At 73.8% G+C, this 24,142-nt stretch carries 24 protein-coding genes and 1 pseudogene; 17 read left to right on the plus strand and 8 right to left on the minus strand.

Features of this window, described 5'->3' with window-relative positions:
• Positions 1-18: 18 nt before the first annotated feature.
• Complete coding sequence (locus GA0070613_RS23935; protein ID WP_089014346.1) at positions 19-1,437, plus strand: RtcB family protein; 1,419 nt, start codon at positions 19-21, stop codon at positions 1,435-1,437.
• A gap of 6 nt (positions 1,438-1,443) precedes the next feature.
• Here the strand turns inward: GA0070613_RS23935 and GA0070613_RS23940 are convergent, their stop codons facing one another.
• The 4 genes from GA0070613_RS23940 to GA0070613_RS23955 all read right to left on the minus strand — a co-directional run bounded on the left by GA0070613_RS23940 (position 1,444) and on the right by GA0070613_RS23955 (position 5,001).
• Positions 1,444-1,872: an archease gene (locus GA0070613_RS23940; RefSeq protein WP_089014347.1), complete on the minus strand. Its 429-nt coding sequence runs from the start codon at positions 1,870-1,872 to the stop codon at positions 1,444-1,446.
• Between the two features lie 181 nt (positions 1,873-2,053).
• The gene (locus GA0070613_RS23945) at positions 2,054-3,013 is read right to left on the minus strand and encodes an RNA polymerase subunit sigma-70 (RefSeq protein ID WP_089014348.1); all 960 of its coding nucleotides are present in this window, start codon (positions 3,011-3,013) and stop codon (positions 2,054-2,056) included.
• Positions 3,010-3,432 (minus strand): VOC family protein, encoded by a 423-nt coding sequence (locus GA0070613_RS23950; RefSeq protein WP_089014349.1) that lies wholly within the window; start codon positions 3,430-3,432, stop codon positions 3,010-3,012. Before GA0070613_RS23950 ends, GA0070613_RS23945 begins: the two co-directional genes overlap by 4 nt.
• A 516-nt stretch (positions 3,433-3,948) precedes the next feature.
• Positions 3,949-5,001 (minus strand): helix-turn-helix transcriptional regulator, encoded by a 1,053-nt coding sequence (locus GA0070613_RS23955; protein ID WP_089014350.1) that lies wholly within the window; start codon positions 4,999-5,001, stop codon positions 3,949-3,951.
• Positions 5,002-5,044: 43 nt separating this feature from the next.
• On the opposite strand from GA0070613_RS23955, the gene GA0070613_RS23960 reads away from it, so the two are divergent.
• On the plus strand, positions 5,045-5,521 hold the full coding sequence (locus tag GA0070613_RS23960; RefSeq protein ID WP_089014351.1) for a hypothetical protein: 477 nt from the start codon (positions 5,045-5,047) through the stop codon (positions 5,519-5,521).
• Positions 5,521-5,982: a hypothetical protein gene (locus GA0070613_RS23965; RefSeq protein ID WP_089014352.1), complete on the plus strand. Its 462-nt coding sequence runs from the start codon at positions 5,521-5,523 to the stop codon at positions 5,980-5,982. The genes GA0070613_RS23960 and GA0070613_RS23965 overlap by 1 nt, the downstream gene beginning before the upstream one ends.
• 6 nt (positions 5,983-5,988) lie before the next feature.
• On the opposite strand, the gene GA0070613_RS23970 is transcribed toward GA0070613_RS23965, so the two are convergent.
• Positions 5,989-6,660 (minus strand): TetR/AcrR family transcriptional regulator, encoded by a 672-nt coding sequence (locus tag GA0070613_RS23970; RefSeq protein ID WP_089014353.1) that lies wholly within the window; start codon positions 6,658-6,660, stop codon positions 5,989-5,991.
• 114 nt (positions 6,661-6,774) lie between these two features.
• On the opposite strand from GA0070613_RS23970, the gene GA0070613_RS23975 reads away from it, so the two are divergent.
• From GA0070613_RS23975 to GA0070613_RS23985, 3 genes are read left to right on the plus strand one after another with little or no spacing between them, the layout of a single operon-like run.
• Entirely contained in the window at positions 6,775-8,307 is a 1,533-nt protein-coding gene (locus GA0070613_RS23975; protein ID WP_089014354.1) for a flavin-containing monooxygenase, read from the plus strand.
• 16 nt (positions 8,308-8,323) lie between these two features.
• Positions 8,324-9,286 (plus strand): SDR family NAD(P)-dependent oxidoreductase, encoded by a 963-nt coding sequence (locus GA0070613_RS23980; protein WP_089014355.1) that lies wholly within the window; start codon positions 8,324-8,326, stop codon positions 9,284-9,286.
• Positions 9,283-10,137 (plus strand): alpha/beta fold hydrolase, encoded by an 855-nt coding sequence (locus GA0070613_RS23985; protein ID WP_089014356.1) that lies wholly within the window; start codon positions 9,283-9,285, stop codon positions 10,135-10,137. The genes GA0070613_RS23980 and GA0070613_RS23985 overlap by 4 nt, the downstream gene beginning before the upstream one ends.
• A gap of 47 nt (positions 10,138-10,184) precedes the next feature.
• On the opposite strand, the gene GA0070613_RS23990 is transcribed toward GA0070613_RS23985, so the two are convergent.
• A complete protein-coding gene (locus tag GA0070613_RS23990; RefSeq protein ID WP_231929427.1) occupies positions 10,185-11,354 on the minus strand; it encodes a low temperature requirement protein A in 1,170 nt (389 codons plus the stop codon).
• Positions 11,355-11,704: 350 nt separating this feature from the next.
• Between GA0070613_RS23990 and GA0070613_RS23995 the strand changes: the two genes are divergently transcribed.
• The 3 genes from GA0070613_RS23995 (at position 11,705) to GA0070613_RS24005 (ending at position 14,845) form a co-directional block, all read left to right on the plus strand.
• Positions 11,705-12,811 (plus strand): CapA family protein, encoded by a 1,107-nt coding sequence (locus GA0070613_RS23995; protein WP_089014357.1) that lies wholly within the window; start codon positions 11,705-11,707, stop codon positions 12,809-12,811.
• Positions 12,812-12,887: 76 nt separating this feature from the next.
• Entirely contained in the window at positions 12,888-13,550 is a 663-nt protein-coding gene (locus GA0070613_RS24000) for a GntR family transcriptional regulator (RefSeq protein ID WP_089014358.1), read from the plus strand.
• Positions 13,547-14,845 (plus strand): MFS transporter, encoded by a 1,299-nt coding sequence (locus GA0070613_RS24005; protein ID WP_089014359.1) that lies wholly within the window; start codon positions 13,547-13,549, stop codon positions 14,843-14,845. The genes GA0070613_RS24000 and GA0070613_RS24005 overlap by 4 nt, the downstream gene beginning before the upstream one ends.
• 19 nt (positions 14,846-14,864) lie before the next feature.
• Here the strand turns inward: GA0070613_RS24005 and GA0070613_RS24010 are convergent, their stop codons facing one another.
• The gene (locus GA0070613_RS24010) at positions 14,865-15,284 is read right to left on the minus strand and encodes a hypothetical protein (RefSeq protein WP_089016154.1); all 420 of its coding nucleotides are present in this window, start codon (positions 15,282-15,284) and stop codon (positions 14,865-14,867) included.
• A 203-nt stretch (positions 15,285-15,487) separates the two neighbouring features.
• Between GA0070613_RS24010 and GA0070613_RS24015 the strand changes: the two genes are divergently transcribed.
• The 7 genes and pseudogenes from GA0070613_RS24015 to GA0070613_RS24045 all read left to right on the plus strand — a co-directional run bounded on the left by GA0070613_RS24015 (position 15,488) and on the right by GA0070613_RS24045 (position 23,051).
• Positions 15,488-16,576, plus strand: a complete 1,089-nt coding sequence (locus tag GA0070613_RS24015; RefSeq protein WP_089014360.1) for an S-(hydroxymethyl)mycothiol dehydrogenase — start codon at positions 15,488-15,490, stop codon at positions 16,574-16,576.
• The gene (locus GA0070613_RS24020; protein ID WP_089014361.1) at positions 16,573-17,202 is read left to right on the plus strand and encodes an MBL fold metallo-hydrolase; all 630 of its coding nucleotides are present in this window, start codon (positions 16,573-16,575) and stop codon (positions 17,200-17,202) included. The genes GA0070613_RS24015 and GA0070613_RS24020 overlap by 4 nt, the downstream gene beginning before the upstream one ends.
• Before the next feature lie 761 nt (positions 17,203-17,963).
• A pseudogene (gene rho, locus GA0070613_RS24025) lies at positions 17,964-19,106 on the plus strand (transcription termination factor Rho); the annotation flags it as partial.
• Positions 19,107-19,117: 11 nt separating this feature from the next.
• Complete coding sequence (locus tag GA0070613_RS24030) at positions 19,118-19,588, plus strand: VOC family protein (RefSeq protein WP_089014363.1); 471 nt, start codon at positions 19,118-19,120, stop codon at positions 19,586-19,588.
• Positions 19,589-19,647: 59 nt separating this feature from the next.
• Positions 19,648-20,772 (plus strand): DUF3626 domain-containing protein, encoded by a 1,125-nt coding sequence (locus GA0070613_RS24035; RefSeq protein WP_231929428.1) that lies wholly within the window; start codon positions 19,648-19,650, stop codon positions 20,770-20,772.
• 273 nt (positions 20,773-21,045) lie between these two features.
• Positions 21,046-21,831, plus strand: coding sequence for a hypothetical protein (locus GA0070613_RS24040; RefSeq protein ID WP_089014364.1), 786 nt, complete (start codon positions 21,046-21,048; stop codon positions 21,829-21,831).
• Between the two features lie 629 nt (positions 21,832-22,460).
• On the plus strand, positions 22,461-23,051 hold the full coding sequence (locus GA0070613_RS24045; RefSeq protein ID WP_089014365.1) for a hypothetical protein: 591 nt from the start codon (positions 22,461-22,463) through the stop codon (positions 23,049-23,051).
• 66 nt (positions 23,052-23,117) lie between these two features.
• Here GA0070613_RS24045 and GA0070613_RS33685 read toward each other — a convergent pair whose 3' ends face one another.
• Complete coding sequence (locus GA0070613_RS33685) at positions 23,118-23,705, minus strand: alpha/beta fold hydrolase (RefSeq protein ID WP_331716738.1); 588 nt, start codon at positions 23,703-23,705, stop codon at positions 23,118-23,120.
• Here GA0070613_RS33685 and GA0070613_RS33690 point away from each other — a divergent pair.
• Entirely contained in the window at positions 23,671-23,982 is a 312-nt protein-coding gene (locus tag GA0070613_RS33690; protein WP_231929429.1) for a hypothetical protein, read from the plus strand. The genes GA0070613_RS33685 and GA0070613_RS33690 overlap by 35 nt on opposite strands.
• Positions 23,983-24,142 lie beyond the last annotated feature (160 nt).

Genomic DNA, 24,142 nt, shown 5'->3' on the forward strand with positions numbered 1-24,142 from the left:
GCGGGTAGCCCGCCCGGCATGGAGCTGGTCGAGGAGTCGACGTACCGGTTCCGGATCGATCGGCATGATCCGATGCGGGTACCGGGCGTGGTCTTCGCGTCCGGGTCGCTGCTGCCGGACGCCGGAGCCGACAAGTCGCTGGAGCAGGTGGCCAACGTGGCCACCCTGCCCGGCATCGTCGGCGCCTCGTACGCGATGCCGGACGTGCACTGGGGCTACGGCTTCCCGATCGGCGGCGTCGCCGCCACCGACGTCGAGACCGGCGGGGTGGTCTCCCCGGGTGGGGTCGGCTTCGACATCTCCTGCGGCGTGCGGCTGCTCACCGCCGACCTGGACCGCGCCGAGCTGCGGCCCCGACTGGACGCGCTGATGGACGGCCTTGGCGACGCGACGCCGCGCGGCATGGGCAAGGGCGCAGTGTGGCACCTGCCCGACGGCGCCGAACTCGACGGGGTGCTGCGCGGCGGCTCCCGGTACGCCGTCGAGCGCGGCTACGGCGTCCAACGGGACCTGGACCGTTGCGAGGACTACGGCGCGGTCGACGACGCGAACCCGGCCCAGGTCAGCGAGCGGGCGGTGGAGCGTGGCGCGCGCCAGGTCGGCAGCCTCGGCTCCGGCAACCACTTCCTCGAGGTGCAGGCCGTCGAGGAGGTCTACGACGAGGCGGTGGCCACCGCCTTCGGACTGCGTGCCGGTCAGGTCTGCGTCATGATCCACTGTGGGTCGCGCGGGCTGGGCCACCAGATCTGCACCGACTACGTACGGGAGATGGAGAAGGCGATGCCCGGGTACGGCATCCACGTGCCCGACCGGCAGCTCGCCTGCGCGCCCGTCTCCTCGCACGAGGGGCGGGCCTACCTCGGCGCGATGGCCGCCGCGGCCAACTACGCCCGGGCCAACCGGCAGCTGCTCGCCCACGCGGCCCGGCAGGTGTTCGAGCGGGTCACCGGCCGTGGCCTGGACCTGGTGTACGACATCTCGCACAACCTCGCCAAGATCGAGACGCACCAGGTGGACGGGGCGGCGCGCCGGCTCTGCGTGCACCGCAAGGGCGCCACCCGGGCGCTGCCGCCCGGCCACGATGACCTGCCGGACGACCTGCGCGAGGTCGGCCAGCCCGTGCTCATCCCCGGCTCGATGGGGACCGGCTCGTACGTGCTCACCGGCGTCCCCGGCGCGCCGGCGTGGGCCTCCACCTGCCACGGCGCGGGCCGGGTGCAGAGCCGCAAGCAGGCCACCAAGGCGGAGCGGGGTCACGACCCACGGCGCGAGCTGGAGGCGCAGGACATCGCGGTGCGCGGAGCGTCCCGGCGAGGGCTGGCCGAGGAGATGCCCGCCGCATACAAGGACATCACCGCCGTGGTGGCTGCGGCCGAGGGCGCGGGGCTGTGCCGGCGGGTGGCCCGGCTCGTCCCGCTCGGCGTGGTCAAGGGCTGAGGGGCGTCACACGTCCAGCGTCACCGCGCAGGACCAGCCGCCCCCGTCGGGGCCGAAGCGCAACTCGTGCAGGGACACCGCCTTGGGCACCGCGCCCACCAGCTCCACCGCGTCGGTGCCGGTCATGCTCCACCGCACCAGCAGGCCGCCGTCGTCGGCCGACCGCGCCTCGGTGGTGAGCGGCAGCTCGCCCTCCGTCTCCATCCGGAAGATCACCTCATCGAGTACGCCCACCAGCAGGTCCGGGTCGTCGCCGGGCGGTACGTGGAACTCGACGTCGGCCTCGGGGGTCGCGCCGGAGGGATCCACGAAGGTGTCGACCATTGCGGTGACCGCCTCTGCCACACAGCCCTCCCGGTCCGGCGCCCACGCCTCGATCCGCACGTCGGCGGTGTGCGGCACCATGCGGTGCCCTCGCGGCGGTCGTCGCTCCATGCCTCGATCATGCCGTCGCCGGTCGCCGGCGCAGCGCGAATTGTCGGAGCGGGCGGCCAGGTTGCCGAACGCGGTTCGACCCGCGCGCCGGGCGTACCTGCGCATGATCGGCAGGCAGCTCTGGCCGCTGCTGCACGCCCGGCTTCGCCCGCTCGTCGGGCACGCGTGGCTCCGACCGGCTTCAGAGCACCGCCGGCAGGTCGAACGCGGGGAACAGCGCGTGGCCGAAGGTGGTGATCTCGGCGATCCGCCCGTCCCGCACCCGCAGCACGTCCAGCTTGAACGCGCGGAACACCGGGTCGCCGGGCCGCCGCAGGTAGCTCGCGGCGGCCGGCAGCCGGTTGGCGTACGTCGGCAGCAGCCGCCAGTCGCCCTCCCGCTCCGGCCCGAAGGCCCGCTCCAGCAGCGGCGCGATGGCCGCGACGCCGTCGAAGCACATCGGCTGCGGCGGCATGGTGATCCGGAGGTCCGGCGCCGCGGCGGCGAGCGCGGCGGCCGCGTCGCAGCGTTCGTGGGCGTCGATGAACCGGGCCAGCAGCTCCCGTTCCCGCTCGTCGACCGGGTTGCCCGCCCAGTCGGCCCGGCGGGCCGGCAGGTGGGCCTGCAGGGTGGCCCGGGCCCGCTGCAGGGCGCTGTTCGCCGCCGACACGCTGGTCTCCAGCAGCTCCGCCGTCTCCGCCGCCGACCAGCCGAGCACGTCACGGACCAGGAACGCGGCCCGCTGCCGGGCCGGCAGCACCTGCATGGCGGCGAGGAACGCCAGCTCGATCGTCTCCCGGGTCACCGCCACCGCGTCCGGCTGCTCGTCACCCGGCGCGACCCGGTCCAGCAGCCGGTCCGGGTACGGCTGCAACCACGGCACCTCCGCGTACGACCGCGCGGCGCGCGGCTGCCGGCCGTTCCGGCGCAGCAGGTCCAGGCAGACGTTGGTGGCGATCCGGTAGAGCCAGGCCCGGACCTGCGCGCCGTCGAAGCCGTCCCGTCCCCGCCAGGCCCGCAGGTACGTATCCTGGACGGCGTCCTCGGCGTCGTCGAAGGAGGCGAGCATCCGGTAGCAGTGCACGTGCAGCTCGCGCCGGTGGCGTTCGGTCAGCGCGGCGAAGTCGGGATCGGTCGGCGCGGTGTCGAGGTCGGCCGTCACGCTTCCGCCGCCCCGGCCCGGCCGACCTCCTGGATCAGCCACTCGTTGCCGTCCGGGTCCCGCAGCGACAGGAAGGAGCCGTAGTCGCGGCGCTCCGGGTCCGGCCCGGCGCTCTGCACACCGCCCGCCGCGAAGTGGAAGACCTCGCCGGGCTTCGCGCCCCGGTCCACCAGCTCCGTCCGCGCCGCGTCGATGTCCGCGACGACCAGGTGCAGCCCGCTCACCGAGCCGGCGGCATCCGGATTGCGCATCAGCGCGATCGAGCAGGCGGAGCCGGGCGGGGTGAGCTGCACGACGCGGAAGTCCTCGCCGGCGGAGTGGTCCACGTCCAGCCGGAACCCGGTCTGGTCCAGGTAGAACGCCTTGGCCCGGTCCACGTCCGAGACGGGCACCACGACGAGTTCGAGCTTCCAGTCCATGATCGGCCTCCCTGGCCTCGGTAACGGCTGTCGTGACGTACAACGTCGGGTCGGTCGGGGACTCATCGGTGTTCCGGTGAGAATGTCACCTCGCCGCCCGCTGGCCGGTCGTACCGGGTGCAGCGATCGGACACGGGAGGGGACGATGTGGACCCACAGGAACAGATCAGGCAGGTGTACGCCGCCTCGGCGGCCCGCCTGGTGGCCCAGGTATACGCGATGACGGTTGACTACGCCGAGGCGCAGGACGTCGCGCAGGCCGACGCCGGCGAGTCGTGGCAGCGCACCCCGGGCACCGCGACGGTGGGCGGACCGTCCGCCCCACCACCCTCGGCCCCGGCGCGGCCGCCGAGCCGGTGCCCGGCGGGTACGTGCAGACCGGTTGGCCGGACAGCAGGGGCGTCTGGCTCTCCGCCGACGGTCTCACCAGGTCCTGGGTGGCCCCGCCGGAGCTGTGCGGCCTCGGCTGCTCCCGGCACCCGGCGGCGCCGGGAGCAGCGCGCGCTGGCCGGCCGATCAGTTCATGGCGGATCGGCGGGGCTCGACCCATGGGTCAGCAGCCGCGGCTGGGGCCGGCATGCCGGCCGGCGGGTGCGTCGGCGCGTAGAGCGCGGCGAGCGCGGCGGCCGTGTCGGCGAGGCGGGCGCGCAGCTCGGCGGGGGAGAGCACCTCCACCTCGGCGCCGAGGCGGAGGAGGTCACCGTGGGCGTGGGTGAGCGACTCGATCGGGACCACCGCCCGCACCCAGCCGGCGTCGTCCGGCGGTCCGGCGCTGGCGTCGACCGCGGCGACCACCGCGTCGCTGCAGATCTCCCGCAGCCGGTCCCGCCCACGGGGGGAGAGTCGGATGGTTGCCTCGTCGCGGTGCAGGCGGGCCCGGAACTCCACCACGTGCGCCCGCCACCAGGCCGGCAGGTCGAAGTCGGCGGCCCGGTCGAAGGTTTCGTCCAGGGTGGTCAGTTCGAGGATCTGGTTCACCCGGTAGGTGGCCGGCTCGGCGCGCTCCGGGCGGGCGGCCACCACGTACCAGCGGCCGCCCTTGAGCACCAGGCCGTACGGTTCCAGCGTGCGGGCCACCTCGCCCTGCCAGCTCCGGTAGCGGACCTGGATCCGGTGCTGCCGCCAGACCGCGTCGGCGGTGGGGGCCAGGTGCGGCGAGGGGTCGCCGTCGGAGTACCAGCCGGGGGTGTCCAGGTGGAAACGCTGCTGGAGCTGGGCGGCCCGGTCGGCCAGCGGCGGCGGCAGCGCGGCCCGCAGCTTGAGCTGGAGGGTGGCGACGACCGACTCGTAGCCCAGCTCGGCGGCCGGCCCGGGCAGCCCGGCGAAGAGCAGCCGGTCCGCCTCCTCGGCGGTGAGCCCGGTCAGCCGCGTCCGCCAGCCGTCGACCAGCCGGTAGCCGCCGGCGTGTCCGGCCTCGCCGTAGAGCGGGATCCCGGCGGCGTGCAGCGACTCCACGTCGCGGTAGACGGTCCGGACGGAGACCTCCAGCCGCTGCGCCAGGTCGGCGGCGGTGAGCCGACCGTGGGCTTGGAGCAGCAGCAGGATCGACAGGAGACGACTGGCCCGCATCCCCTGACAGTAGCTGTCAGGGGAGACGTTCTACCGTCCCGGCATGGCTTTTCGCGACAAGGAGTTGACCGTGCCGGGGACCGTCGAGGTCGCCGGTCGGCACGTCAAGCGTTACCACATCGACCAGCCCGACCGCCGGCTCGAACCGGAGGTGGTGGAGGCCGCGTACGCCTTCCTGCCCAAGCTGCTGCCCGAGCCGGACGGGAGCACCCCGCCGGCGAGCTGGGTGGTGCTGCACCGGGGCGCGGACAGCGGCGCCTACCTGCTGGCGTACAGCTGGTTCTGGGACAACGTGGTGGAGTGCCGGATCGCGGTCGCCGGCCAGCCCGCCCTGGACTGCCCGGACGACGACCCGGCGCACTTCGTGCCGATGCCCCGCCCCGGCGTGGGCTGCGTCTGGGAGCTGGGGGTCCTGGAGCACGAGCGCACCGCCTGGGTCCGCCACCTCCTCGCCCCCGACCGGCCCGACCTGGCCGGCTACCTGGCCGACACCCGCGTCGAGGGGCCGGTGGGCTGGTGATGGGCGACTTCGACTTCCTGGTCGGGACCTGGGACGTGGCCAACCGGCGGCTGGTCGAGCGGCACGTCGGCAGCGACGAGTGGGACGAGTTCCCGGGCACCTCGGTGGCGCACCGGTTCTTCGACGGCGGCGGCAGCTTCGACGAGATGCGGTGTGCCACCCGGGGCTTCTCCGGCTCGACCGTGCGGATCCTCGACCCGGCGAGCGGGCTCTGGTCGATCTACTGGATGCACAGCCGGCGGGGGATCCTGGAGCTACCGCCGGTGGTCGGCCGGTTCGTCGACGGGGTGGGCACCTTCTACGCCGACGACACCGACGAGGGGGGGCCGGTCCGCTGCCGGTTCATCTGGTCCCGCATCACGCCGACCTCCTGCCGCTGGGAGCAGGCCTTCTCCACCGACGGCGAGCGCACCTGGGAGACGAACTGGATCATGGACTTCAGCCGGGTGCAGACCGGCTGAGCCAACTCAGACCGGCTGAGCCGGCGGCGGGGTCGTGGTGCGGTAGATCGCGGTCAGCCAGACGTCGAGCAGGACGTCCACCACGTCCCGCTCGGCCACGGCCGGGCCGTCGCCGGCGAAGGTGGCGTACCAGACCCGTTCGTTCATCGAGTTCAGCGCGATGGCGAGGTCCCGGGCGGGCAGCCCGTCCGGGGCCGCCCCGCGCCGGCGTTCCCCCTCGACGGCGGTCTCGACGGCGTGCACCCAGCGCTCCAGCACGGTGGCCCAGAGCCGGCGCACCTCGGCGTTGGTGCCGCGCACCTGGGCGCAGGCCAGCACCACCGCCCGGTGGCCGCCGAAGGTGGCGTGGAACCGGCTGATCACCTCCCGCCACCTGGTCCGGGGGTCTTCGGCGAGGCGGTCCAGCACGTCGCCCGCGGCCGCATCCGCCTCCTCGATGACGCGGTCGAGCAGGGTGAGCAGCACCGCGTCCTTGGACGGGAAGTAGAAGTAGAACGTCGGCCGGGAGATGCCGGCGCCCCGGGCCAGGTCGTCGATGGAGATGTCGCCGAAGGCGCGCTGCTCCAGCAGCTGTTCGGCGGTGCCGAGGATGGCCAGCTCCCGGTCGTCGCCCGTCGAGCGGCCCGGTCGCCGCCCGCGCGTCGGCGCGGCTCCGGCGGGCGTGCGGGCGGCGGTCATGACGGCTGATGCTACACCCGCTCGACACCCTGTCGATTCGACTCGACAGGGTGTTGACTGGCGTCGACGGCGGTGGATAGTGTCCGGTCCACTGCCCCGCGAACGGGAGATGCCATGGCTTCCGACCACGTCGACGTCCTCATCGTCGGTGCCGGGCTCTCCGGCATCGGCGCCGCCGTGCACCTGCGGCGCAACTGTCCGGAGAAGACGTACGCGCTGCTCGAGGCCCGCGGGGCGATCGGCGGGACGTGGGACCTGTTCCGCTACCCGGGCATCCGCTCGGACTCCGACATGTATACCCTCGGCTACTCCTTCAAGCCGTGGACGAACCCGAAGGCGATCGCCGACGGCGACTCGATCCGCGCGTACGTCCGGGACACCGCCCGCGAGCACGGCGTCGAGCAGCACATCCGCTTCCACCACCGGGTCGTCCGCGCCGCGTGGGACAGCGCCCGCGCCCGCTGGACCGTGCACGCCCGCCGCGACGACACCGGCGAGGAGGTCGTGCTCACCTGCGCGTTCCTCTTCACCTGCTCCGGCTACTACCGCTACGACGAGGGCTACACCCCGGACTTCCCGGACGTCGACCGGTACGCCGGCCAGCTGGTGCACCCGCAGCACTGGCCCGAGGACCTGGACCACACCGGCAAGCGGGTGGTGGTGATCGGCAGCGGCGCGACCGCGGTCACCCTGGTGCCGGCGCTGGCCGAGCGGGCCGCCCACGTCACCATGCTCCAGCGCTCACCGACGTACGTCATCGCGCTGCCGTCGCGCGACGTGCTGGCCGACGCGTTGCGGCGCTGGCTCCCCGCGACGGCCGCGTATTCGGTGGTGCGCTGGAAGAACGTGCTGCTCGGGGTGGCCAACTTCCAGCTCAGCCGGCGCGCCCCCGGCGTGGTCAAGAAGCTGCTGCGCCGCGCCGCCAAGGGCCGGCTCCCGGTCGGTTACGACCTCGACCGGCACTTCTCACCCCGCTACAACCCGTGGGACCAGCGGCTCTGCGTCGTCCCCGACGGCGACCTGTTCGACGCGGTCAAGGCCGGGCGGGCGGCGGTGGTCACCGACACCATCGACACCTTCACCGAGCACGGCGTCCGGCTCACCTCGGGCGAGGAACTGCCCGCCGACGTCGTGGTCACCGCCACCGGCCTCAACCTGCTCGCCCTCGGCGGCATGACCCTCGCGGTGGACGGGCAGGAGGTCGACCTCGCGGAAACCGTCGCGTACAAGGGCATGATGCTCTCCGGCGTGCCGAACTTCGCCATGACCATCGGCTACACCAACGCCTCCTGGACGCTCAAGGCCGACCTGGTCGCCACGTACGTCTGCCGGCTGCTGCGCCACCTCGACGTCACCGGCCAGCAGATCGTCACCCCGGTCGCCCCGACCTCCGGCGAGTTGGAGCCGATCATCGACCTGAAGTCCGGGTACGTGCTGCGCGCGGTCGACCAGTTGCCCAAGCAGGGCGCGACGGCGCCCTGGCGGCTGCACCAGAACTATCCCCGCGACGTGCTGCTGATGCGGCACGGCCGGCTCGCCGACGAGGGCGTCCGCTTCTCCCGCGCCGTCGGGCCGACCGACGACTCTCCGGCCGAGCCGGTCGCCGATCCCGCCGTGGGCATGCCCGCCGACACCACCGTCGCCTGACCCAGAGGAGCACCGGATGCGTGACTTCGTCTTCCCCGGCGGCACCGCCGTCGTCACCGGCGCGGCCAGCGGCATCGGCGAGGCACTGGCGCACGCCCTCGCCCGGCGCGGCGCCGACCTGGTCCTGCTCGACCGGGACGCCGAACGGCTCGACGCGGTGGTCGCCGCGATCCGCGCCGCCCACCCCGACCGGCGGATCGACACCCATCTGGTCGACCTCGCCGACGCCGACGCGACCGACCGGGTGGCCGCGGAGATCCGCCGGGCACACCCCCGGATCCGGCTGCTGGTCAACAACGCCGGCGTCGCCCTGGGCGGCCGGTTCGACCAGGTCACCCTCGACGAGTTCCTCTGGGTCGTCGACATCAACTTCCGGGCCGTGGTCCGGTTGACCCACACGCTGCTGCCCGCGCTGAAGGCCGAGCCGGGCGCCCACCTGGTCAACGTCTCCAGCCTCTTCGGACTGATCGCCCCCGCCGGGCAGGCTGCCTACTCGGCCAGCAAGTTCGCCGTCCGCGGCTTCACCGAGGCGCTGCGGCACGAGCTGGTCGACGACGGGGTCGGGGTCACCTCGGTGCACCCCGGCGGCATCCGGACCCGGATCGCGCAGAGCGCCCGGGTGGGCAGCGGCGTCTCCCGGGAGGAGTACGAGGCCGGCCGCAGGCAGTTCGAGAAGCTGCTCTCCATCGACCCGGCGAAGGCCGCCGAGGTGATCCTGCGCGGGGTGGAACGCCGCCGCGGTCGGGTGCTGATCGGCTGGTCGGCGAAGCTGCCGGATCTGCTGGCCCGGCTCGCCCCCGCCTCCTACCACCGGGTCCTGGTCGCCGGTGCCAACCGGAGCGCGGGCGGCCCCGGGGCCCGGTCGACGTCCCGGCCGGAGCCCGCCCCGGCGCCCACGCCCGCGGCGGACCCGGTGCCCGCGCCCCGGCCGGCGGTCGGACCGCTGACCCCCGAGGCCACCGGCGGGCAGCAGGCGTGACGGTCTCCCTGCCGCCCGCCGACGAGCTGACGGTGGCCGGCCGGCGGGTGCGCTGCCGGATCTCGGGCACCGGACCGGCCGTGGTGCTGCTGCACGGCATCGGGCGCACCCTCGACGACTTCACCGCCCAGCACGAGCTGCTGGCCGCCGACCACCGGGTGGTCAGCGTCGACCTGCCCGGCCACGGCGGCTCCGCGCCGCTGGACGCCCCGCACACCCTGCCGGCGCTCGCCGCGGCCGTCGCGGAGTTCCTCGACGCGGCCGGGGTCGACCGGCCGGCGCACCTGGTCGGCAACTCCCTCGGCGGGGCGGTGGCGATGCGGCTGGCCGCCGACGAGCCGTCCCGGGCGGCCAGCCTGGCGCTGGTCAACAGCGCCGGGTTCGGCCGCGAGGTGACCGTCGCGCTGCGACTGCTCGCCCTGCGCCCGCTCGGCCGGCTGCTGCTGCGTCCCCACCCGGCCATCGCCCGCCGCACCGAGCTGGCGATCTTCCGCGACCCGGCGTACGCCACCGAGGAGCGGATCGCGACCGCGCTCGCGGTGGCCCGGCAGCCGCACGCCGCCCGGGTGATGCTGGAACTGGTCCGCAGCCTCGGCACCTGGCGGGGCGTACGACCACAGTGGCGGGCCGACCTGCTCGACGCGGTCGCCGCGCTGGACCTCCCCACGCTGGTGGTCTGGGGCGACCGGGACCTGATCCTCCCCGCCGCCCACCTGACCGCCGCCCGGTCCCGGCTGCCCCGGGCGCGGACCCACCTGTTCGCCGACACCGGGCACATGCCGCAGATCGAGCGGTCCGAGGAGTTCCACACGCTGCTCCGCGACTTCTGGGCGGACGCCGACCGACCCTGAGCCGCTGTCGGCCCCCCGGCGGCCGTCGCGCGAGTCGGCCCGCCCGGTCAGGCGGTGCGGTCGGCCGCCCCGCGGTGCCGCAGCAGGAGCGTCGCCGCCACCAGGACGAACAGCAGGCCGGCGAGCACCGGCACCGGCGCCGGCAGCCACGGCGCGACCAGCGCCAGCAGGGCCGCGATCGGAAAGAGCACCAGGTCGATGCCCCGCTTCCAGTGCAGGTGCAGCGCCCAGAGGGTGAGCAGGTAGACCGCGACGGGCACCGCCACGGCGTACCCGGCGGTCCGGCCGGAGACGTGGGCGACGCGCAGGTCGTGGTCGACCGCGACGGCGAGGCCGGCGCCCACCGCGGCGATCGCGGCGAAGATCAGGTAGTGGCCGTAGCCCCAGAACAGCGAGCCGCGCAGGGAGCCGGGTGGCAGCTGGCCCGGCCGGTCGAAGTAGAGCCACCAGAGCGCGAAGACGATCACCGCGCCGGCCGCGGCGAGCCACCACAGCTCCGGGTTACCGGCGTCCACCCCGCTCTGGATCGCCACCGAGATGGACAGGATCGCCTCACCGAGCACGATCAGGGTGAACAGCTGATACCGCTCGGCGATGTGGTGCGGATGAAAGCTGGTCTTCCCGAGCCGCTCGGCCACCACCGGCACGAGCACTTCGGCGAGGACCAGCACGAAGAAGGCCGGCAGGGTCAACCCGTCGGGCAGGGCGAGCCGCAGCAGCCAGCCCAGCTGCACGACGAAGACACCCGCCGCGTACGCCGTGGCGGTCGACCGCCGCTCCGGGTCGCCAGCCGCCGCGCGCAGCCAGTTGACGATCGCGGCGAGCCGCATCACCACGTAGCCGTAGGTGATGGTGGTGAAGTCCGCCTCGCTGAACGCGCGCGGCACGCCGGCGGCGAGGATCAGCGCCCCGGCGATCTGCACCAGGATCGTGACTCGGTAGACGTCGTCGTCGGTGTCGTAGGCCGAGGCGAACCAGGTGAAGTTCATCCAAGCCCACCAGATCGCGAAGAAGACCATCAGGTAGCTGCTGACCGCGTGCCCGAGGTGGTTCTCCGCCAGGTCGTGGTGCAGGCTGCCGGAGGCCTGGGCCACCGCCACCACGAAGCAGAGGTCGAAGAAGAGTTCCAGCGGGGTGGCGACGCGGTGCTCCTCGTCCGGGCGGCGGGCCCGCATCGGCCGGTACCAGGAGCGGACGTGTGTGGTGCTGGTGGTCACGAGACAGCTCCTCGCCGCAGGCCCGCCAGTTGCGCCCACACGATAGTGCGGTGTCCACTGACGTTCACCGGGTTTGCGGTGGGTGTTGTGGATCCTCGCCCGTCGGGCGGGCGACTCCCCACCGGGTGGGTGGGGCGGGCCTCCGCGGGCGGTGGCGATGTTGGCGGCCGCGACGAGGTCACGGTGGCCGGAGAAGGCGCAGTGCGGGCAGGACAGGGTCCGCCCACGGGGTTTCCGGTACCCGGCGGTGGCAGGTCGACGAGGTGCCCCGCTCAGCACTCGACCGCGGCCGGCGCAACTCCCGGGCCCGATCAGGTGCGGGATCCGCCTGGACGGGGAAGACGAACCCCGTGGCCGAGGTGACCCTGCTGCTCGCCGGCGACGTGATGACCGGTCGCGGCGTCGACCAGATCCTGCCCCGGCCGGGCCCGCCCGGGCTGCGGGAGGAGGCGGTCACCGACGCCCGTCGCTACGTCGAGCTGGCCGAGTCCGTAGCCGGACCCGTCCCGCGCCCGGCTCCGCCGGAGTGGCCGTGGGGCGCGGCGCTGCGCCTCCTCGACGAGTTGCGCCCGGACGTGCGGATCGTCAACCTGGAGACGGCGGTGACCGGGCGCGGCGAGTACGCCCCGGGCAAGGGCATCCACTACCGGATGCAGCCGGAGAATATCGGCTGCCTCACCGCGGCCCGCCTCGACGTCTGCGCGCTGGCCAACAACCACGTCCTCGACTTCGGCGCGGAGGGGCTCACCGACACCCTGGACGGCCTGCGGCGGGCCGGGATCGCGCCGGCCGGCGCGGGTCGGAACGAGGACGAGGCGTGGCAGCCGGCGCGGGTGCCGCTCGACGGCGGCCGCCGGCTGCTGGTCTGGTCGGTGGGCGTCCCCTCCAGCGGTATCCCGCCGCAGTGGGCGGCGACCGGCGCGCGGCCCGGCGTGGCGTACCTGCCCGAGGCATCGGAGGCGACGGCCGGGGCGCTTGCCGACCGGATCGGGCGGGAGGCGGGGCCGACGGACCTGGTGGTGGTCTCCGTGCACTGGGGGTCGAACTGGGGCTATCCGGTGCCGGACGAGCATGTCCGGTTCGCGCACCGGCTCGTGGAGTCCGGCGTGCACCTGGTCCACGGGCACTCGTCGCACCACCCACGCCCGGTCGAGCGGCACCGGGGCCGGCTCGTTCTGTACGGCTGCGGCGACCTGATCGACGACTACGAGGGGATCGGCGGGCAGGAGTCGTACCGGCCGGAGCTGCGACTGTTGCACCTGGCCACGCTGGACGCCGACACCGGTGAGGTGCGCCGGCTGCGGCTCGCCCCGGTGCGGATGCGCCGCATGCGACTCGAGCCTGCGGGGCGGGAGGAGGCCCGCTGGCTGGCCGAGCTGCTGGACGGGCTGGGCGCGCCGTACCGGACCCGGTTCGTCCTCGGCGAGGACGGCCTGGTCACGCTGCGACCCGGCTGACCCGGTGCCGCGTGGCGTGCGCCACCTTCGGGTGCCGGGCGCCACGGCCACGCCGGCTGGGAAGCATCATAGATACATGACGCATCCCACCGCCTCGCCGCGCACCGCCGCGCCGTCCGCCGCCGAGCGGGCCTACCGGCACCTCAAGCGGGCGATCCTGGAGCAGGTCTACCCGGGTGGTTCGCTGATCAGCGAGGGCGAGATCGCCGAGGCGGCCGGGGTCTCCCGCACCCCGGTCCGGGAGGCGCTGCTCCGCTTGGAGGCGGAAGGGCTGGTCGCCCTCTACCCGAAGCGCGGCGCGCTGATCCGGCCGGTCTCCGCCCGCGAGATCGCGGACGTCATCGAGGCCCGCCGGCTGGTCGAGCTGCACGCCGCGGAGCGGGTGTGGCCGCGCCGCGCCGAGCTGAGGGCCGACCTTGCCCGCTGGCTCACCGAGATGCGCCAGGCGCACGCCGCCGGCGACGTCACCGCCCTGATGGCCGCCGACCGGGCCTTCCACGCCACCGTCGTCGAGGCGGCCGGCAACGAGATCCTCGCCGAGCTGTACCACCGCCTGCGCGACCGGCAGGTGCGGATGGGCGAGGCCAGCTTCCGGCTCTCGCCCGGTTGGGCCGAGGTGGTCCTCACCGAGCACGCCGGCCAGCTCGCCGCCCTCGACGGCGACGACCCGCAGGCCTGGCTCGACGCCGTGGGCGCCCACATCGACAACGCCGCCACGGTGCTGCGGACGCTGCGGTGACCCCCGCCGCCCAGCCCCGCCGCCCCGCTGTCCTGGTCTTCGCGGTGGCGCTCGCCGCGTACGTGGCCGCGGTGTTCCACCGCAGCTCACTCGGCGTGACCGGGGTGGACGCGGCCGACCGCTTCCACATCAACGCCTCGGCGCTGGCCACCTTCTCCGTCGCCCAGCTCGCCGTGTACGCGGCCATGCAGGTCCCCGTCGGGGTGCTGCTCGACCGGTTCGGCTCCCGCCGCCTGCTGCTCACCGGCGGGGCGCTGATGGTGGCCGGGCAGCTCTGCTTCGCCGTCGCCACCGATGTCCGGCTCGCCGTCGCCGCCCGGGTCCTGGTCGGCCTCGGCGACGCGATGACCTTCATCAGCGTGCTGCGGATCGTGGCGTTCTGGTTCCCCGGGCGGCGCAACCCGCTGCTGGTGCAGCTCACCGGCACCGTCGGACAGCTCGGCGCGGTCCTCGGCGCCGTACCGCTGGTGGCGCTGCTGCACCACGCCGGCTGGACGCCCGCCTTCCTCACCGCGGCCGCGCTCGGCGCGACCGTGCTGCTGCTGGTGCTCGTGGCGGTACGGGACACCCCGCATGCCGAGCACGCCGCCACCGCCGCCCCGGACCTGGCCACCGTACGCCGGCAGCTCGCCGCGGCCTGGGCCCAGCCGGGGACCCGCCTCGGCCTCTGGACCCACTTCGTCACCCAGTTCTCCGGCGCGGTCTTCGCGCTGCTCTGGGGCTACCCGTTCCTGGTGCAGGGCCAGGGCCTCTCACCCACCACCGCCGCCGCCCTGCTCACGCTGATGACCGTCGCCGCGCTGGTCTGCGGTCCGGTCATCGCGCACCTGTGCGCCCGGCACCCGTTCCGCCGCTCGGTCGTGGTCTTCGCGATCACCGCGGCCACCGCCGTCGTCTGGGCCGTGGTGCTCGTCTGGCCGGGACGCGCGCCGCACTGGCTGCTGGTGACGCTGGTGGTTGTCCTGGCGGTGAACGGACCCGGCTCGGTCATCGGTTTCGACTACGCGCGCACGTCCAATCCGGTGCACCGCATGGGCAGCGCCACCGGGATCGTCAACGTGGGCGGCTTCGTCGCCTCGATCGCCCTGATCCTGGCCGTCGGCGTGGTCCTCGACCTGGCCACCCCCGCCGGGCGGTCCGCCCCGCCGCTGGACGCCTTCCGCTGGGCCTTCGCCGTGCAGTACCTGCTCTGGGGCCTCGGGGCGGTGCAGGTGCTGCGCTACCGCAACGCCGCCCGCCGCCGGTACGCCGCCGAGCGGGTGACCTCGCCGGTCCCGGCCGTGGCGGGCACCTGACCGTCGGTGGCCGGCCCGGTCAGCGGCTCAGGCGTCGGTGGGTGAGCGAGTCCAGCACCAGGGTCAGCCCCGCGCCGACCAGCCAGACGTCCTTGGCGAGGGGGATGCCCGCCTGCGTGGGCTTCAGGCTGCGCGGCTCCCGCAGCCCCGGCGTCTTCAGGTAGAGCTGCATCAGCCCGGCGCCGAACGCGGCCAGCCCCAGCCCGACCAGGAACGACGGCGCGAACGGGGTGAGCAGTGCGGCACCCAGGGCGATCTCGCTCCGGGACAGCAGCTTGGCGAACCGGGCGGCGTCCAGCTGCCGCAGCTGCGGGACCGCCCCCACGGCCATGCCGTGCATCGCCTCGGCGGCCTCACCCTCCAGGCTGCGCTTGCTGAGCCCGGAATTCAGGAAAAACGCGCCGATGCTGACCCGCAGCGGCGCATGCGTCAGCTTCATGACCACTCCCGTCGGTGCCGGAGAACCGTGCCCCGGCCTACCCGGTACGGGCGGTGCTAACCCGCCGATCGGCGCTGGGCCGACGACGGCGCCCGGCGGTAGGTTCGCGGGGGAGCGTGATCACAGTCGCAGGCAGGAGGGCACGTGAGCGCGAGGAGTGAGCCGGGCCTGCGAGCCGCGCAGTCGCGAACGAAGGAGGCACCGTGAGCCAGGAAGTCCGAGGAGTCGTGTCGCGGCGCAAGGGCGCGCCGGTGGAGGTCACCACGATCGTGGTGCCGGACCCGGGGCCGGGCGAGGCGGTCGTCCGCGTCCAGTCCTGCGGGGTCTGCCACACCGACCTGCACTACCGCGAGGGCGGCATCAACGACGACTACCCGTTCCTGCTCGGGCACGAGGCGGCCGGCGTCGTCGAGCAGGTGGGGGAGGGGGTCACCGGGGTGGCGCCCGGCGACTTCGTGGTGCTCAACTGGCGCGCGGTCTGCGGGGTGTGCCGGGCCTGCCGCCGAGGCCGCCCCTGGTACTGCTTCAACACCCACAACGCCGCCCGGAAGATGACCCTCACGGACAGCACCGAGCTGTCGCCCGCGCTGGGCATCGGCGCCTTCGCCGAGAAGACTCTCGTCCACGCCGGGCAGTGCACCAAGGTCGACCCGGCGGCCCGGGCGGCCGCGGTGGGCCTGCTCGGGTGCGGCGTGATGGCCGGGCTCGGCGCGGCGATGAACACCGGCCAGGTCGCCCGGGGCGACTCGGTCGCGGTGATCGGCTGCGGCGGCGTCGGCGACGCCGCGGTCGCCGGTGCCGCCCTCGCCGGGGCGACCACGATCATCGCGGTGGACACCGACTCCCGCAAGCTCGACTGGGCGCGCAAGTTCGGCGCCACGCACACCGTCAACGCCTCCGACGACGACCCGGTCGAGGCGATCCGCGCCGCCACCGGCGGCTTCGGCGCCGACGTGGTGATCGAGGCGGTCGGCCGCCCGGAGACCTGGAAGCAGGCCTTCTACGCCCGGGACCTGGCCGGCACGGTGGTGCTGGTCGGCGTGCCCACCCCGGAGATGAAGGTGGAGCTGCCGCTGCTGGACGTCTTCGGCCGGGGCGGCGCCCTCAAGTCCAGCTGGTACGGAGACTGCCTGCCCAGCCGGGACTTCCCGGTGCTCACCGAGCTCTACCTGCAGGGCCGCCTGGATCTGGACGCCTTCGTCACCGAGGAGATCGCCGTGGACCAGGTCGAGGAGGCGTTCACCCGGATGCACCACGGCGACGTGCTGCGCTCGGTGGTGGTCTTCCCATGACCGCCCGCGTCGACCACACCGTCACCTCGGGCACCTTCTCCCTCGACGGACAGACCTTCGACGTCGACAACAACGTGTGGGTGGTCGGTGACGACGCCGAGTGCGTCGTCGTCGACGCGCCGCACGACGTGGCGGCCGTCCTGCGCGTCGTCGGCGACCGCCGGGTGGTCGCCGTCCTGGCCACCCACGCCCACGACGACCACGTACGCGTCGCGCCGGAGCTGGCCCGGGCCACCGGAGCGCCGGTGCTGCTGCACCCGGCCGACCGGGTGCTCTGGGACCTGGTCCACCCGGACACGCCGCCCGACGGCGAGCTGGCCGACAGCGCGACCGTCGAGGTGGCCGGCACCGCCCTGCGGGTGCTGCACACCCCCGGGCACAGCCCCGGCGCGTGCAGCTTCCACGCCCCGGCCCTCGGCGTGGTCTTCACCGGCGACACCCTCTTCGCCGGCGGACCGGGCGCCACCGGCCGCTCCTACAGCGACTTCGGCACCATCATCGAGTCGATCCGGACCCGGTTGCTCACCCTGCCGGTGGAGACCGTCGTGCACACCGGCCACGGCGACAGCACCACGATCGGCGCCGAGGCGCCGCACCTGGACGAATGGCTGGCCCGGGGCCACTGACCGCCCGCCCTACGGCCGGGACCGCGCCGCCAGGGAGTGTGGCGGCGTCGGCGAGGGATTCCATCATCGGCTCGGTGGCGAGCCGGCCGCCCGACAGCAGGCTCACGTAGCTCTCCAGCGCGGGCACGATGCGCAGCTGGCCCACGGCGACAGCCGTCTCGGTCGGCACCCCCGCGTCCTCGAGGTGTGCCCGTAGCGCTCGCGGGTGAAGGTGTCGGTGAAACAGATGACCTTGTGGCCGAGCCGGAGTCCGGTGGCGGTGAAGCGCGTGACGGCGTCGAGCGCGTGGCGCTCGTCGTGGTGCGTCCAGCAGACGTGGTCTCCGTAACGCCGGCTCCGGTGTCGACCCAACGGGCCGCTGTCGGGCCACCTGCTTGCCGGGGAGGGCGCCCCCGGTTACCCTGCGAGGAGGACCCGGATGCCGGCGGACGAAGCCGCCCGGAGTCCTCCTCACTCCATTCCACTCGGTCCACCACCGTCCCGGGGTGTCGATTCCGCGAGTCCCGCTCCAATTTTCTTCGGCGTGACGCCGCTGCTCCGACCGTTCCGGCTGGGCCATCCCGCGCCCGGTGGGCACCTCCCGCCGCGCCGATCGCCGGCGCGCCGCGAAGTCGTCCCTTCCCGGGTATGGCGCACCGCCCGGCCGTCCCTTCCCGTTGCGCTCCGCCCATCACCGCGAACCCCTGACCGGCACTCGCCCGGTCCGTCACTCGCTCCCCGCCGCCGGACATCAGTCGCCGGCTGCCGCCACCTCACCCGAGAGGCACCCGATGACCACCGAATCCACCGCCCTGACCCCGGTCAGCGGCATCGTCGACACCGACGGCGACCACGCCTACGTCCGGGTCCGCGGCTACCTGCCCTCCCCGGACGACGCCCACGTCCCCATGTCCCAGCTCAGGAAGTACGGCCTGCGCCGCGGCGACCTGGTCACCGGGGCCGTACGCAGCGGCGAGCCGCCAAGGGGCCGGCACAACGCGCTGGTCCGGCTGGACACCATCAACGGGATGGAGCCGGAGGAGGCGCGGCGGCGGCCGGAGTTCTACAAGCTGACCCCGCTGTACCCGCAGGAGCGGCTGCGGTTGGAGACCGAGCCGCACATCCTGACCACCCGGGTGATCGACCTGGTCATGCCGATCGGCAAGGGCCAGCGGGCGCTGATCGTCTCCCCGCCGAAGGCGGGTAAGACGATGGTGCTGCAGGCGATCGCGAACGCGATCACCCGCAACAACCCGGAGTGCCACCTGATGGTGGTGCTGGTCGACGAGCGGCCGGAAGAGGTCACCGACATGCAGCGGTCGGTGAAGGGCGAGGTCATCGCGGCCACGTTCGACCGTCCGCCGCAGGACCACACCACGGTGGCGGAGCTGGCGATCGAGCGGGCGAAGCGCCTGGTCGAGCTGGGGCACGACGTCGTCGTGCTGCTCGACTCGCTGACCCGGCTGGGCCGCGCCTACAACCTCGCCGTCCGCTCGGGCGGGCGTACGCTCTCCGGCGGCGTCGACGTGGCAGCGCTGAACCCGCCGAAGCGGCTGCTCGCCGCTGCCCGCAACGTCGAGGAGGGCGGCTCGCTGACCGTGCTCGCCTCGGCCCTGGTGGAGACCGGATCCGCGGCCGACACGCTGATCTACGAGGAGTTCAAGAGCACCGGCAACGCCGAGCTGCGGCTGGACCGGTCGCTGGCCGACCGGCGTACCTTCCCGGCCGTCGACGTCCGACCGTCCGGCACCCGCCGGGAGGAGCTGCTCGTCACCGGCGCCGAGCTGCACCGGTTGCGTGGCCTGCGTTCCGCGCTGTCCGCACTGGACCGACACCAGGCCATCGACCAACTCCTCCGTCGGCTCGCCGGCACGCCGGACAACCACCGCTTCCTCGCCCGGCTGGACCCACCGGCCCGGGACTAGCATCGGGTGGCATGACCGATGATCCCGCCGACCGGCCGCCGACCGTCCGGCAGTTGCGCCTGGTCGTGGAGGCCGACGACTATGACGCCGCGGTCGCCTTCTTCCGCGACGCCCTCGGCCTGCCCGAACAGGCCGCGCTCTCCGGTGGGGACGGCGCCCGCGTGGTGATCCTCGAGGCGGGCCGGGCCACGCTGGAGATCGCAAATCCTGCGCAGAAGCGGATGATCGACGAGGTGGAGGTCGGCCGGCAGGTCGCCCCGCGGATCCGGGTCGCGTTCGAAGTGGACGACGGTCCGGCTGTCACCGAGCGGCTGGTCGCCGCGGGCGCCACCGAGGTGGCCCCGCCCACGGTCACCCCGTGGCAGTCGCTCAACGCCCGGCTCGACGGCCCGGCGGGCCTGCACCTCACCGTCTTCCAGGAGCTACGCAGCCTGGACGAGCGGGCCAGTCTCGACGGCTTCGGTACCGACCGCGAGGCCTGACCGCTCCGGACGGCCGGAATTGAGGTGCGCCCGAGGGGGACGCTGTCGATACTCGGGCCGTGTCCATCCCCCGTGCCGCACAGGCCGACCCACGCGCCCTCACCGCGGCGCAGACCGCCGCCCTGCGGCATGTCCGGCAGGTCGCCCTGCGGGACCGGCCGACCGCGCTCGCCGTCATCGCCCGGCACCTGGCCGGTTCCGGCGCCGCGTACCGGCCGGAGGACGTGACCGCCGCGATCGCCGCGCACGGCCGGCTGACGCTCAACTTCCACCCGGACCGCCTGCTGCGCGACGGCCGCACGGTGGCGACCGCCCTCGACGAGGAGGACGTCTACCGCAGCCAGTTCGAGACGGGCATCTCCAACGGCGGCCTGACCGCCTTTCCTGGCGGGGACCGGGACCGCTGGGAGGAGACCCTGTTCGGCGGCGCCTACCAGAGCGGCGACGTACTTCCCGCCGACCGCCCCAAGTACGGCGGCCTGAACCTGCTGGATCACCCGGATGGCGCCTGCCCCCGGTTCGGCTCCTGCCACCTGCGGCTGCGTCCCGAGGTCCTCGGCCGGGCCACCCTCTGCTTCGGGGACAGCCACCTCGGCCCGAAGGACCTGGGCACCGTCGACGTGGTCGAGCCGGTGCTCGCGGCGCTGCTGGAGGCCACCGCCGGGACCGGCGTCAGCCTCGGCGTGGCGGGCATGGACACGGCCGCACTGCTCCGTACCCTGGTGCGGCGCCGGGAGCGGGAGTCGGCGCGGCCCGGCGCCCCGGGGCGGGCGCTCGACGACTACGTCGAGGCGCAGATCCACGGCGAGCTGAGCCTGGCGAGGGACGTGGAGGCGCTGGTGGCCGACCCGTCGTTCCGGGACACCGACGCAGGACGGACGCTGGCCGGCATCGCCCGGCGGCACGGATTCCCGCTGCTCTGGCACACCGGCTTCGAGCTGCCGGTGGACGGGATCGACCCGGACTTCCGCGGACCGGCCATCCCACCGCTGGCTGCCCGCGTGCACGCGGAGTTCGCCCAGCCCGGGGAGCCGGTGCACGCCGCCCTGATCGGGCGGGCGGCCGCGTCGGTGGTCGCGGAGCCCAGGCGCTGGGCGGACCGCGGTCCGACGGAGGTCACCCTTCAGCACCTCAAGCAGCTCTGGCACGTCCTGGTCCGGTTCGGTACGCCCGCCAGCCGCTGACCGACTCCCGGAACTTCCCCGCTCGTGGCCGCCTGGCCGGTCTGTCCCCGGATGGGTGCTTCACGCCCGCCAGGGTCGCCTCCGGCCGGCTCGTCCGATACCCCTCGTGACCTGGGCCGCGGCTGCTGCGGCCCTCAGCATTTCCGGAATGACCGACACGCGTAGCTGGTTGTGTCCCCCGTAGCGCCGGACCGCAAACCCGGTACCGGCCGGTAGTTCCCCCGAGGGGCGCTCACCCCGGAGCGCGTCGTAACGATCGAAAGGGCAACCATCGTGAAGCAGCACTTCACCCGATGGCTCCCCGCCATCGCCAAGACCAAGCAGGACTTCTCTCGACGGCTTCCCGCCATCGTGGAGACAACGCAAAGCAAGATCGCGAAGATTCCGCAGAGCAAGGCCGCGCTGAGCATCGCGGGCGTCGGCGCGATCGGCGCCCTGGCGTTCGGCCCCTCCGCCATCGCCGCGCCGGTGACCAGCGGACCCCATGCGGGCGCAGTCGCTGCCATCGACCTGGCAACCGGCAAGAAGACCGACCTGGCAACCGGCAAGAAGACCGAAACCGTCGAGTCCGGGCTGACCACCGGCGCCGACAAGGTGAACCAGCCGGCCGCCGAGAAGCCGAGCCGGGACAAGCTCATCCCGCACGGGGTGGAGGGCGCCCAGTCGCGCATCCCGCTCGACGACGCGCAGCTCGACAACGCCAAGGCCATCGTGAAGGCGGCCAAGGAAACCGGCGTGGGCGAGCGGGGCGCCGTCATCGGCGTGGCCACCTCGCTGCAGGAGTCGAAGCTGTACAACCTGGGTCACCTCGGTGACGCCAACGACCACGACTCGCTGGGCCTGTTCCAGCAGCGTCCGTCGTCCGGTTGGGGCCTGCCGGAGCAGGTCACCGACCCCGACTACTCCGCCAAGGCGTTCTACAACGCGCTGAAGAACGTGGGTGGGTGGCAGCAGCTGCCGCTGACCGCGGCGGCGCAGACCGTCCAGGTCTCCGCCTTCCCGTACGCCTACGCGCAGTGGGAGGAGCAGGCGGCGGACATCGTCCAGCAGCTCTGGTGAGCTGAGCTTTTCCGTGACCGGCCGGTCCCTGTCTCATGGGGGCCGGCCGGTTCCGTGTCTTCCGGGTTCGTTGTTGCGTGGGGTGTGGCCGCCGTGCCCGGCTCCGGGCGGTCAGGCTTGATCCTTGCGCCGGTCACGGTGGGCCACACCCCCGTCGTGGGCGGGGTCCGCCCGTCGGCGCCAGGTCGAGCTTCCGCGTGCTGGGTGGGCGCGATCCACATCGCGTCCCCGGTGTGGCGGTGTCCGATCGGGCGTGGATACCGCCACATCGGGGATCTGGTGCCGGTTGTCCGTTCCGGCCCTGCCCGGGCCGGCCGGTCTGGTGTCGGATGTCCGTTTCTGGGTGTGACCGGTGGCATCCTGGCGGCGGAATCGTCGGGGCCTCGGGGTCGTTACATCTCCCGTACGACCGAGTACCTGGCCCGCTCGAGCGGGCCGATGGGACGGGCCCCCGGAATGATGGCGGGCCGGCGGTCGTTACACATGGTCCCGGCGCCGCGAAGAGGCCCCGCCCCGCGGCTGGCACCGGGCAGAGACTTTCCCCCCTCAGCTTTTTGAGCGCCTGACGGTGCTTGCGCACGTGCCGGCCCCCACCGGTGTGTGCGCCGACCCCCGAATGGAGCTTCACCATGAACACGATCATGCGTAAGAGCGTTCTGGGCATTGCTGGTCTGGCTTTCACCGGTGGCGTGTTCGCCGGTCCGGTCGCCGCGCACGCCGACGCCACCCCGGTGGCCGGTAAGCCGGTCGCTGTGCAGGCCGACAAGCCGGGCGTGGACAAGGGCAAGCTGATTCCGCATGGTGTGCAGGGCGCCCAGTCGAAGATCACCCTGAACGGTGAGCAGACCGGCAACGCCAAGGCGATCATCGCGGCGACGAAGAAGGCGGGTCTGCCGGAGCGGGCCGCGGTCATCTCGATCGCCACCAGCCTGCAGGAGTCGAAGCTGGAGAACCTGGGTCACCTGGGTGACGCCAACGACCACGACTCGTTGGGCCTGTTCCAGCAGCGCCCGTCCTCGGGTTGGGGCACGCCGAAGCAGATCACCGACCCCGAGTACGCGACCCTGGCGTTCGAGAAGGGTCTCAAGCAGGTCGACGGCTGGCAGGACATGCCGCTGACCGAGGCCGCCCAGACGGTGCAGGTGTCGGCCTACCCGGACGCCTACGCCCAGTGGGAGCAGCAGGCCGCCGACATCGTCGCCCAGCACTGGAACAGCTGACCGGCAACTCAAGACTGAACACAACGACAGGGCCCTCTCCCCGCTCGGGGAGGGGGCCCTTCTCGCTCACCTCACCTCGGCGGCGCGCGCGGTCAGCCACTCGACGACCGGTCGGGTCACCGACGGGTCCACCGGCTCACGGATCTCCTGACGGTACGCGCGCAGCGACGGCTCGCCAGGCTGGCGCCGCAGCACGTGGGTGACGTCCGGCAGCAGGCGCGTGTCCACCGGCCCGCCCGCGGTGTCGGCGATGACGGCCAGGTCCGCCGGGTCGGTCTGCAGGTCCTTCGCCCCGGTGACCGCGAGGATCGGCACGCGGATTCGGGCCAGGTCCGGGCGCGGGTCGTAGGTCAGGAACTCTCGCATCCAGCGGGCGTTGAGGCGCTGCCCGCCGATCCACGCCACGTCGCCGCTGGCGGCGAGGATCTTCTCGTGGTTGCGCGTCACCTTGGTCACCAGGTCGGTCCGGGTGAGACGGAGCAGGAGGCGTACCGGGGCGGGGAGGCTGGGCAGCAGGCGGGCCGCCTGCCAGCGCAGCACCTCGGCCCCGGGGCGGCCGGTCCCGGCGAGCAGGACCAGTCCGGCGACCGGCGTGCCCCATGCGGCCAGCGCGGTCGCGGTGAGGGCTCCCTCGCTGTGCCCGACGAGGAACAGCTTCCGGGGGGTCGACGTCCGGGTCGTCGCCGAGCGCCGCGAGCGCGGCCTGCGCGTCGTCGACGTTGTCGTGGAACCCCGCTCGCCGGAACTCGCCGGAGCTGGCGCCGACGCCCCGCCGGTCGTACCGGAGCGTGGCGATGCCTTCGGCGGCGAGGGCTGCGGCGAGGCCGCGGGAGATGCCCAGCGGGAGGCGGCGGTGGTCGCCGTCGCGGTCCAACGGTCCGGATCCGGGCACGAGCAGGGCGGCCGGGTGCGGTCCGGGCCCGGCCGGTAGGCGGAGGGTGCCCGTCAGGCGGAACCCGGCCGAGGTGAACGTCAGTTCGCGCTCGGCGGTCACCCGCGTACCGATCGGGCCAGCGCATCGGCGTCGGTGGCGCCGACGAGCACCGCGTCGTACCGCTGTCCGGCGAGGGCGATCCGCACGGCCGGCTGGC

This window comes from Micromonospora inositola (assembly GCF_900090285.1).
Lineage (GTDB): Bacteria > Actinomycetota > Actinomycetes > Mycobacteriales > Micromonosporaceae > Micromonospora > Micromonospora inositola.